The organism is Moorena sp. SIO4A1 (genome assembly GCF_010672065.1).
Lineage (GTDB): Bacteria > Cyanobacteriota > Cyanobacteriia > Cyanobacteriales > Coleofasciculaceae > Moorena.
The window spans coordinates 1-1122 of the sequence record NZ_JAAHHX010000975.1 but is presented as its reverse complement, the minus strand read 5'-3'; the positions used below and the strand labels follow the sequence as shown (position 1 = coordinate 1122).

Sequence of the window (1122 nt, the reverse complement as noted above, 5' to 3'; positions counted from 1 at the left end):
CCGATACAGTAAATTTTTTGAGGCATCCATGGCTACCCCAATCACAAACAGTCCCGAAAAAGAAAAAGCTCTGAACCTGGTACTAAAACAAATTGAGCGTAGTTTTGGTAAAGGTGCCATCATGCGCTTGGGTGATGCCACCCGCATGAAAGTGGAAACAATTCGGAGTGGGGCAATTACCCTAGATTTAGCCTTGGGGGGTGGTCTGCCAAAAGGTCGCATTATTGAAATTTATGGTCCAGAAAGCTCTGGTAAGACAACCCTAGCGTTGCACGCTGTCTCAGAAGTCCAAAAATCTGGGGGAGTTGCAGCGTTTGTTGATGCAGAACATGCTCTTGATCCCACCTACTCAGCCGCTTTGGGGGTTGACATCGAAAACCTTTTAGTATCTCAACCTGACACAGGGGAATCAGCCCTAGAAATTGTGGATCAACTGGTTCGTTCTGCGGCAGTGGATATCGTTGTGATTGACTCCGTAGCTGCTTTGGTACCCCGTGCAGAAATTGAAGGGGAAATGGGTGACAACCAAGTTGGGTTACAGGCGCGGTTGATGAGTAAAGCGCTGCGAAAAATTGCTGGTAACATTGGTAAGTCTGGGTGTACTGTTATTTTCCTCAATCAGCTACGACAAAAAATCGGCATCACCTATGGTAGCCCAGAGGTGACTACGGGTGGTAATGCACTTAAGTTCTATGCTTCAGTTCGCCTGGATATTCGTCGCATTCAAACCCTGAAAAAATCTAACGAGGGGGAATATGGGATTCGTGCTAAAGTTAAAGTTGCCAAAAATAAAGTTGCCCCTCCTTTCCGCATCGCAGAGTTTGACATTATTTTTGGCCAAGGGATTTCCCGCTTAGGGTGTCTGGTGGATTTAGCAGAACAAACCAAAGTCATTCTGCGCAAGGGAGCCTGGTATAGCCACAATGGAGACAATATTGCTCAAGGTCGGGATAATACAGTTAAGTATTTAGTTGAACATCCCGAGTTTGCTGAGAATATTGAGCAGCAAGTACGTCAGGCCCTCGACATGGGAGCAGTAGTTTCAGCTAACTCAGTGGCTCCTATGGATAGCAAGGACGGGGATAGCATCGAAGCAGGAGATGAGGAGGCTTAATTTATTAG

Annotated in this window: 1 protein-coding gene; it reads left to right on the top strand. The window is 46.4% G+C overall.

Features of this window, described 5'->3' with window-relative positions:
- Positions 1–28: 28 nt before the first annotated feature.
- Positions 29–1114: a recombinase RecA gene (recA, locus tag F6K53_RS44560; RefSeq protein WP_075900675.1), complete on the top strand. Its 1086-nt coding sequence runs from the start codon at positions 29–31 to the stop codon at positions 1112–1114.
- The last annotated feature ends 8 nt before the right edge of the window (positions 1115–1122 follow it).